This is a genomic window from Cupriavidus sp. HMR-1 (assembly GCF_000319775.1).
GTDB classification, from domain to species: domain Bacteria; phylum Pseudomonadota; class Gammaproteobacteria; order Burkholderiales; family Burkholderiaceae; genus Cupriavidus; species Cupriavidus metallidurans.
In genome coordinates this window covers 25605-34616 of record NZ_ANKP01000253.1, presented here as the reverse complement: position 1 = coordinate 34616, position 9012 = coordinate 25605, and the positions used below count along the sequence as shown (strand labels likewise).

7 protein-coding genes are annotated in these 9012 nt (G+C 65.1%); 6 read left to right on the top strand and 1 reads right to left on the bottom strand.

The features are described 5' to 3' along the window. Window positions 1-150 precede the first annotated feature (150 nt). The 5 genes from D769_RS27925 to D769_RS27905 all read left to right on the top strand — a co-directional run bounded on the left by D769_RS27925 (window position 151) and on the right by D769_RS27905 (window position 5946). Window positions 151-1563: an FAD-binding oxidoreductase gene (locus D769_RS27925; protein ID WP_008651742.1), complete on the top strand. Its 1413-nt coding sequence runs from the start codon at window positions 151-153 to the stop codon at window positions 1561-1563. A gap of 118 nt (window positions 1564-1681) precedes the next feature. Further along, window positions 1682-2890, top strand: coding sequence for an efflux RND transporter periplasmic adaptor subunit (locus D769_RS27920; protein WP_008651741.1), 1209 nt, complete (start codon window positions 1682-1684; stop codon window positions 2888-2890). 22 nt (window positions 2891-2912) lie between these two features. Further along, window positions 2913-3617: an ABC transporter ATP-binding protein gene (locus D769_RS27915; protein ID WP_040011308.1), complete on the top strand. Its 705-nt coding sequence runs from the start codon at window positions 2913-2915 to the stop codon at window positions 3615-3617. A 2-nt stretch (window positions 3618-3619) separates the two neighbouring features. Then, window positions 3620-4774: an ABC transporter permease gene (locus tag D769_RS27910; protein ID WP_008651732.1), complete on the top strand. Its 1155-nt coding sequence runs from the start codon at window positions 3620-3622 to the stop codon at window positions 4772-4774. 5 nt (window positions 4775-4779) lie between these two features. Continuing rightward, window positions 4780-5946 (top strand): ABC transporter permease, encoded by a 1167-nt coding sequence (locus D769_RS27905; protein WP_008651730.1) that lies wholly within the window; start codon window positions 4780-4782, stop codon window positions 5944-5946. 36 nt (window positions 5947-5982) lie between these two features. On the opposite strand, the gene D769_RS27900 is transcribed toward D769_RS27905, so the two are convergent. Next, window positions 5983-6873: a LysR family transcriptional regulator gene (locus tag D769_RS27900; protein ID WP_008651729.1), complete on the bottom strand. Its 891-nt coding sequence runs from the start codon at window positions 6871-6873 to the stop codon at window positions 5983-5985. A 128-nt stretch (window positions 6874-7001) separates the two neighbouring features. Between D769_RS27900 and D769_RS27895 the strand changes: the two genes are divergently transcribed. Continuing rightward, the gene (locus D769_RS27895) at window positions 7002-8879 is read left to right on the top strand and encodes an FUSC family protein (protein ID WP_008651727.1); all 1878 of its coding nucleotides are present in this window, start codon (window positions 7002-7004) and stop codon (window positions 8877-8879) included. Window positions 8880-9012 lie beyond the last annotated feature (133 nt).

The following is a 9012-nucleotide window of genomic DNA, read 5'->3' as shown; positions in this document are numbered from 1 at the left end:
GGCCCGCCTGCACGCCGCCGCGCACCTGCGCAACGCCGCCGCCCGGCTTGGCCTGCCCATGCGCCAGCCCCGCTGACGATTTCGCCCGATGTCCGCTTAACTTCTACCGCTCAACCTCTACTTATCTCCGCCTTTTCCCGACCGCAGATCATGTCCGATACGAACTTCGCGCAACGCCTGACCGAAACCCTGGGCCCCGACGTGGTGACCACCGCGCCCGACGATGTGGCACCCTGGCTCTCCGACTGGCGTGGCCTGTACAAGGGCCAGGCGCAGGCGGTAATCCGTCCGCGCACAACCGAACAGGTGGCGCAGGCGCTGGCGCTGTGCCAGCAGGCTGGTGTGCCCGTGGTGCCGCGCGGTGGCAATACCGGCCTGTGTGGCGGCGCCGCTCCGGACGGCAACCAGACCAACGTCGTGCTCAGCCTCGATCGCATGGACAAGATCCGCTCGATCGACACGATCGCCAACACAATGGTGGTCGAGGCCGGCTGCATTCTCGGCAACCTGCGCCGTGCCGCCGAGGAAGCCGACCGCCTGTTCCCGCTGTCGCTGGCCGCCGAAGACTCCTGCCAGATCGGTGGCAACCTGGCCACCAACGCTGGCGGCGTCAACGTGGTGCGCTATGGCATGACGCGCGAACTGGTGCTCGGCGTGGAGGCTGTGCTGCCAAACGGCGAGATCTTTCACGGCCTGCGCACGCTGCGCAAGGACAACACCGGATACGACCTCAAGCAGTTGCTGATCGGCTCGGAAGGCACGCTCGGCATCATCACCGCCGCCGCGCTGCGCCTGCTGCCGCGCGCCGATTCCCGCGCCGTGGTGCTGGCTGCCGTGGAATCGCCCAAGCAAGCCCTGGAACTGTTCTCGCTGCTGTTCGCGCGCTGCGGCGCACGGCTGCAGGCCTATGAGTTCTTTACCGGCGCCTGCCTGGATCTGGTGCTGACCCATGTCGAGGGCATTCATGCCCCGTTTGCAGAACGCTATCCGGCCTACGTGCTGGTCGAGATCGCGGACACCGCGTCCGAGGACGTGCTTAACGCCCTGCTCGAATCGGTCATAGGCGATGCGCTCGAACAGGGCCTGTGCCTGGATGCCGCCGTCTCGGCCTCACTGGCGCAGTTGCAGAGCCTGTGGCGTCTGCGCGAGGAAATCTCCGAGGCCCAGCGTGCCGACGGGCTGCACCTGAAGCACGACGTGTCCCTGCCGATCGAAGCCATTCCGGACTTCATGGCATCGATGGAAACCCGTCTGGCCGCGCGTCACCCGGGCGTCCGGCCCTTTATCTTCGGCCACTTCGGCGATGGCAACCTGCACTACAACCTGTCACGTCCGCTTGGTGCCGATCCGAAATGGGCGCTCAATGAGGGCAAGGCCGTCAGCGAGGACGTGCTGGAAGAAGTGGCCCGCTACGATGGCAGCATCAGCGCCGAGCATGGCATCGGCCAGCTCAAGCGCGAGTCGTTCCTGGCGCTCAAGGACCCGCTCGAACTGCGCCTGATGCGTGCCATCAAGCAGGTGTTCGATCCGAGCGGGATCATGAATCCGGGCAAGCTGCTCTAAATTCGGGCCGGCTACCGGCCATTTTGCAACCCTTGTAACGGGCCGCCTGCCGGCCACTGCCACTCGCTATACTGGGGGCCTTTCTCGGCATTCGTCCGTTTTCGCGACGCATCTTAAATTGGCTGATCCAGACCTGAGCAAGCTGAAAATCGATCGTAGCGCCATGGCGCCCGCCCAGCGCCGCCGCCGTCCCTGGCTGCGCTACGCGATCATTGCAGTGGTGATCCTCGTGCTGGCCGGTATCGGCCTGAAGCTGGCTGGGCCACAGACCGTGGAAACGGCGACGGTCACTTCGGCATATCCGTCGCAAAACTTCACGCTGCTCAACGCTACCGGCTACGTGGTGCCGCAGCGCAAGGCGGCGGTGGCGTCGAAGGCGCAGGGCCGGCTGGAGTGGCTTGGCGTGCTGGAAGGCTCCCGCGTCAAGAAGGACGAGATCATCGCGCGAATCGAAAGCCGCGACGTCGAGGCGTCGGCCGCGCAGGCGCGCGCCCAGGTCCAGGTAGCCGAAGCCAACCTGGCATTGCAGCAGGCCGAACTGCGTGACGCCGATATCAATCTGCGCCGCTCGAAGGAACTGCTTGCCCCGGCTGCGATTTCCCAACAGCAATACGATTCCGATCTGGCGCGCTACAACAAGGCGCGCGCGTCGATCAGCAATTCGGAGGCGTCGATCGCCTCGGCCAAGGCCAATGCCCGCGCCGCCGAAGTGGCGGTGGAGCAGACCGTGGTCCGCGCGCCGTTCGACGGCGTGGTGCTGATCAAGCACGCCAACGTCGGCGACAACATTACCCCGTTCTCGGCGGCCGCCGACACCAAGGGGGCGATCGTGACCATCGCCGACATGTCCACGCTCGAAGTGGAAGCGGACGTAGCGGAATCCAATATCGCGAAGATCACGGTCGAGCAGCCCTGCGAGGTTCTGCTCGACGCCCTGCCGAACCTGCGCCAGGAGGGCCGCGTGTCACGCATTGTCCCGACCGTTGATCGGTCAAAGGCGACCGTACTGGTCAAGATCCGCTTCGTCGATCGCGACCCGCGCGTGCTGCCGGACATGAGCGCCAAGATCGCCTTCCTCTCCAAGCCGGTGGCCCCCGCCGAAAACAAGCCTCTGACGGCCATCCAGCCATCGGCCGTGGTCGAGCGCGACGGCAAGCCCGTGGTGTTCCTGGTGCAGGACGGCAGGGCAAAACAGGTGCCCGTGACGCGCGGCGGCAAGATCGGCGAACTGCTGGCCGTTCAGGGCGTGAAGCCGGGCGATGTGGTGGTGCTGGCGCCGTCCGAGAAACTGGGCGACGGCAGCAAGGTCTCCGTGGCGAAGAAGTGACCGGAAGGAAGTGACCGTCATCATGTCCGCCGCTCCCCTCGTTTCGATCCGCCATCTGGCCAAGTCTTATCAGCGCGGCGCCCAGACCGTGCCGGTGCTGTCCGATATCTCGCTCGATATCGCCGAGGGCGACTTTATCGCGCTGATGGGACCGTCCGGATCCGGCAAGAGCACGCTGCTGAACCTGATCGCCGGCATCGACCGGCCCGACAGCGGCGAGCTGATCGTGGGCGGCGTCGATATCTCCGACCTGCCCGAATCCGCGCTGGCCGACTGGCGGGCGGCCCATGTCGGCTTCATCTTCCAGTTCTATAACCTGATGCCGGTGCTGACAGCGTTCGAGAACGTGGAACTGCCGCTGATGCTGACCCGGCTGTCACGCGCCGAACGGCGCGAGCGTGTGGAACTGGTGCTCCGCATGGTCAATCTGGCCGACCGGATGGATCACTACCCGTCCGAGCTTTCCGGCGGCCAGCAGCAACGCGTGGCGATCGCGCGGGCGCTGATCACCGACCCGACGCTGATCGTCGCGGACGAACCCACCGGCGACCTCGACCGCACCTCGGCCACCGAGATCCTGACGATGCTCCAGCGGCTCAATGCCGACGTCGGCAAGACCATCATCATGGTCACGCACGATGCCCATGCCGCCGAAGCGGCGAAATCGCTCGTCCATCTGGAAAAAGGCGAGCTGACCAACAACGCCGCCGCCACGGCGGCGCGCTGATCATGTACCTGGCCAAGCTGATCGCCCGCAATGCCATGCGCCACAAGCTGCGCACGGCGCTGACCGTGCTCGGCCTGGTGATCGCCGTACTGGCGTACGGACTGCTGCAAACCGTGGTCGATGCGTGGTACGCGGGCGCTTCGGCCGCATCGAATGCCCGGCTGGTGACGCGTAACGCGATCTCGCTGACCTTCACCCTGCCGCTGAGCTACGAGAACCGCATCAAGGGCGTGGACGGCGTGACCATGGTGGCGCGGTCCAACTGGTTTGGCGGGGTCTATCGCGACCCGAAGAACTTCTTCGCGCAGTTCGCCGTTTCCGACAACTACCTCGATCTTTACCCGGAATTCATCGTGCCGCCTACCCAACGAGCCGATTACGAGCGCGACCGCCGGGGCGCGCTGATCGGCCGGCAGCTGGCCGACCAGTACGGCTTCAAGATCGGCGACGTCATTCCGATCAAGGGCACGATCTACCCCGGCACCTGGGACTTCGTCGTGCGCGGCATCATGGAAGGCCGCGACGAAAGCACAATCACGCGCCAGATGGTGTTCCACTGGGACTACCTGAACGAGACCGTACGCAAGAAGACCGCCCGCCAGGCTGACCAGGTCGGTGTTTACGTGATTGGCGTCGACAATCCGGACAACGCGGCGGCCATCTCGCGCGCCGTGGACAACGTATTCAAGAACTCCCTGGCGGAGACGCTGACCGAAACCGAACAGGCCTTCCAGCTTGGCTTTGTGGCGATGTCGAACCAGATCATCGCCGCGATCCGGGTGGTGTCCTACGTTGTGATCGTGATCGTGATGGCGGTGATGGCCAATGCCATGGCGATGAGCGCGCGCGAACGGATCACCGAATACGCCACACTGAAGGCGCTCGGCTTCGGGCCGGGCTTTCTGTCGATGCTGGTATTTGGCGAGTCGCTGATCATCAGCGCTTTTGGCGGCGGGCTGGGGATGCTGCTGACGCCACCAGCGGCGCGATTCTTCAAGCAGGCCGTGGGCGGCGTATTTCCGGTCTTCACCGTGTCACACGACACCATGGCCATGCAGGCCGCGTGCGCACTGGTGGTCGGCCTAGCGGCCGCCATCGTCCCCGCGGTGCAGGCGGCGCGCGTGCGCATCGTCGAGGGCCTGCGGGCCATCGGGTAATACGGATGGTCATCCCGCTCCACTACATCGCACGCAACGTCTGGGCCCGGCGCCTGACCACCACGCTGACCGCAGGCGGGCTGGCGCTGGTCGTGTTCGTATTCGCGACCATGCTGATGCTCGACGCCGGCCTCAAGCGGACGCTGGTGACGACTGGCGAACGTGACAACGTCGTGCTGATCCGCAAGGGCGCCGAAACCGAGATCCAGAGCGCGATATCGCGCGATCAGGCGGCGGCCATGGAGATGCATTCGGCCGTGGCGTTGACCCCGGAAGGCAGGCCGATGTCGTCACGCGAGGCCGTGGTGCTGATCTCGCTGACCAAGACCGGCTACACCACGCCTTCCAATGTGGTGATTCGCGGCATTACCCCGCTGGGGGTGGAGATGCGGCCGCAGGTCAGGCTGACCCGGGGACGCATGTTCAAGCCGGGTTCGTCGGAAATCATTGTCGGAAGCAGCATCGCCAAGGGGTATGACAACGTCAGCATCGGCGACCATCTGCGATTTGCCCAGCGGGACTGGACCGTGGTTGGCCACTTCGACGCCGGCGGCAGCGGGTTCGATTCGGAGATCTGGGGCGACGTGGACCAGCTGATGCAGTCGTTCCGGCGCACGAGCTATTCATCTATGGCGGTCCGGTTAGCCGACTCGGACGCGTTCGACCGTTTTCGCGCCGATATCGACGTCGACCCGCGTCTGGCCAATGAAGCCAAGCGCGAGCAGCAGTTCTACAGCGATCAGTCGAAGGCGCTGTCGGCGTTCATCAACATCCTGGGGATGACGCTGACCACGATCTTCTCGGTCGCCGCGATGATCGGCGCGATGATCACGATGTATGCGTCGGTGGCCAACCGCGTCGGCGAGATCGGCACCCTGCGCGCGTTGGGCTTCCAGCGCATCAACGTGCTCGCGGCCTTTCTGATCGAGGCCGTGCTGCTCGGTCTGGTTGGTGGGGTCGCCGGTCTGCTCTGCGCCTCGCTGATGCAATTCGCGTCGTTCTCGACCACGAACTTCCAGACCTTCGCCGATCTGTCGTTCCGCTTCGTGCTGACACCCGGGATCGTGATCAAGACACTGCTGTTCTCGATGACGATGGGCCTGATCGGCGGCTTCCTGCCGGCGCTCAGGGCGTCGCGGCTGAATATCGTGGATGCGCTGCGGGCCCGTTGAGCCGACCCGCTGTCTTGTCCGCCGGCCTTCGCCTCCTTAGCCCATCACCTCCTCGCAAACCTCCAGCCACGCCCGCGCGGCATGCGACAGGTAGCGCCCCGGAGACCAGATATGGGCCAGCGCCCAGTCCACGGTCGGCTCGGTCAGTCGGGCGACGGCAAGCTTGTCACGAGACTCCAGGCGTGAGAGCAACGGTTCGGGCAGAAAGGTCGTGCCGAGCCCCGCCGCAGCCATGGATGCCAGGAAGTCCCAGTGCCCGCTCTGCGCCACCACATGGGGCTCAAAGCGAGCATCGGCGAATGCCTGCCGCAGCATCCGGGTCAGCGAGAACTCGTCGGTCAGCATGACCAGCGGTTCGTCGCGCAGCGCCGCCAACGTGACCGTCCGGCCACTTGCCCAGGCCGCGCGATGCGGGCCCACCGCCCAGATCGGGTACTTGGCGAACTGGCGCGTCTCCAGATTGAGCCCGCTGTCTCCAGGCAGCACCGTGGCCCCGACTTCGAGTTCGCCATGCGCCACCTGCTGCTCCACGATCTGCCCGCCATGCTCGGAGAGATTCAGTTGCAGATTGGGATACCGTCGTCGGAACGCGCTGACGGCCGGGGAGAAGAACAGATTGACCATTGGCGGCACGCCAACCGTCAATTGACCGCGCCCAAGTGACGAAAGGTCCGCCACCTCGAGCGTCAGCCGGTGCACCACGCCGAGCGCTTCCTGGCCACGGTCATAGACCACTTTGCCGACGTCGGTCAGCCGCACAGTCTTGCCCTCGCGGATCAACAGTGGCTGCCCCACCTCGTCCTCGAGCTGCTTGACCATCTTGCTGATGGTCGATTGCGTGACGAAGAGCGAAGATGCGGCCTGCGTGAAGCTTCTCAGGCGCGCGGTCTCCACGAAGTAACGCAGCGCACGAATGTCGATCGGCATGATCCGTTCCTATGAAAATTCCGACTACAGACCGGAATTTTAAATCATGTTTGGAATGTTCGCAGGGCCGTTACACTTCCGCTCCTACGCCCCCACCGAGGTCCGGTCGCACCGGCCCCACACAAATCATGGCTAGCTGGCCGAATGCCCGACAGTGGCTGTTTTCGCTGAAGGCATTCGCTGCCGCGATGCTGGCGCTCTACATCGCACTGTATTTCGGCCTGCCGCGCCCCTACTGGGCCATGGCCACGGTCTATTTTGTCTCCCATCCGCTGACGGGCGCCACGCGCTCGAAGGCCGCCTATCGCGTGGCCGGTACCGTGCTGGGCGCCACTGCGGCAGTGGCGACGGTGCCGCAACTGGTCAATATGCCGATCGTGCTGATGGGCGCGATCTCCCTCTGGATCATGGTGCTGGTCTACCTGTCGCTGCTGCAACGGTCACCGCGCAGCTACGTGTTCCTGCTGGCCGCCTACACGCTGCCGATCGTCGCGCTGCCGGCGGTGATGCACCCGGGCGACATCTTCGACATCGCGGTGGCCCGGATCGAGGAGATCGTGATCGGGATCGTCTGCGCGGGGCTGGTCGGGTCGATCGTCTTTCCCGCGAAAGTGGCGCCAGCGCTGCGAGACCGCATCCGCATCTGGCTGCACGACGCGGCCGCATGGGCCAACGATATCGTCAATGCCAGCCCCCGTGCCGATGCCAGCCGTCACCGCCTGGCCGCCGATATGCTGGCGCTCGACCAACTGATCGCGCAGCTTTCGTTCGATACCGACAGCCAGCAGACGCTGCACCATGCCCGCGCACTGCGTGCGCGCATGTCGGGGTTGATGCCGATCCTGTCGGCCCTGGAGAGCGTGCTGCATGCGCTGCGCACGGCGCCCGAAGGCAGCGAGCGCGAAGCCCTGACCCGTACCGCCACCCATCTGCAGGCGCAGTTCAACCGGCTGATGCGGACCTGCGAGAGGCTGCAACACGGCATCAGCGACCACCCGCCCGACCTGCCTCCCGAGGAACCGGCAGGCGCCGAGCAGGCCGCGGACGAGGCGGCCGCGTATCACGACCACGCCATGTTGCTGTTCGGCGCGGTGTCGGCCGGACTGGCGGTGTTCTGCGTCGGGCTGCTCTGGATCTTTTCAGGCTGGGAGGATGGCGGCGGCCCGGTGGCCGTGGCATCGATCGCAAGCTGCTTTTTCGCGACCATCGACGAGCCCCGTCCGGTGGCGCGCATGTTCCTGCGCTGGAGCGCCGCGTGCCTGCTGATTGCATCGTTCTACCTGTTCATGGTGATTCCGCACGCGCAGACGTTCGAGACACTGGTGGGGATGCTGTCCGTGCCCTACCTTGGCATTGGCATGTTGATTCAGCGGCCAGGGTTCAATCTGATCGCGATGCTGCTATCGGTGAATACGGCCTCGTTCGCCAACGTGCAGAGCATCTACGACACCAATTTCCTTGGCATCTTCAATACAAGCCTGGCCAATGCGGCGGCCATGCTGTTTGCGCCGGTCTGGGCGATGCTGGCGCGGCCCTTCGGCGCCCATGTGGCCGCGCACCGGCTGCTGCGCGCGAGCTGGCAGGACCTGGCGCACGCCGCCACGTGGCGCGCTGCGGACATCCATACGCAGCTTGGCGCCCGGATGCTCGACCGGCTGGGCCAGTTGATGCCACGCCTGGGCGCCAGCCGGGGGCGGCTGGCATCCGATGGGTTTACGGAGTTGCAGATCGGCTACTGCACGCTGGCGCTGCAGCGCGCGCTGCCGTCATTGCCGCCAGCGGCGCGCAAACCCATCAGACGGGTGTTGAGCATCGTGGCACGCCACTTCCGGGCGCGCGCTCGCGCCGGGCATGTGGTACCCGTGCCGATGCCACTGCGGCAGTGGCTCGATACGTCGATCGGACAAGTCATGGCGGCGCGTGGCGATAACCAGCAGATGGCGGCTGTACTGAGCGCGCTCGTGGTGCTTCGCCTCACGATGCATACGTATGAAAAAAACGACTGATTCAGAGATTTTTAAATCATCACCGGAATACTTCTGACTCACTACACTTCATCCCGTGCCGCACCTCCCCCCAAGTACGGCACCGCTCACAAGGCGTACCGGACGGCGCGTCTCGACAACACCCCCATCCATC